Here is a 599-nt window from a genome sequence, read left to right on the forward strand (position 1 = left end):
GCACAAACTCTGCGACCGTTTCTGCATTAAACACCTGGCACAAACGCACCAACTGAGAAGCTATTTTGCGCTGCTTTAAATCCTTATCGATGTCTCTAATCAAGCTGCCATGCAGCTTTATCACTTCCGGCTCTAACTTTAAGATCTCATCAATATTGGAGTGTCCAGAACCAAAATCGTCCACGATAATGCGCGCACCCAGTTTTCTGAAATGGCTGCACACTTCTATCATACGACCGTAATCTTTAATCTGTTCAGACTCCAGCACTTCCAGCCCTATCCGCGTCGGGTCATTCAACTGGCTGATTTCATGCTCCAGCAACATCAACGTTTTGTCGCTCAACAAATCTTGCGGAGACAGGTTAATCGAGAAATCTCCTTTCTTATCTCGCATGTAATGCAGCGTCGAGCGGATCATGTGACGACTCAATCTGGTGTACAAATGCGTGTCTGAGATGATCGGTAAAAATCGCCCTGGAGCAATCACTGTTCCGTCTTCTTCTAAAATCCGCACCAGACATTCTTGGCTGGCAGGAAGATGACTGTAAGCGTGCACAATCGGTTGGCTATACGTAATGATATTCTGCTTGAGAATCGCG

At 46.1% G+C, this 599-nt stretch carries 1 protein-coding gene; it reads right to left on the reverse strand.

All coding sequences use genetic code 11. The annotated features are described in order from the left end of the window. Positions 1-599, reverse strand: a 599-nt coding sequence (locus R7190_RS28910; protein ID WP_318138072.1) for an EAL domain-containing protein, incomplete at both ends; no start/stop codon positions are given.

This window comes from Vibrio sp. 1078-1, from assembly GCF_033340475.1.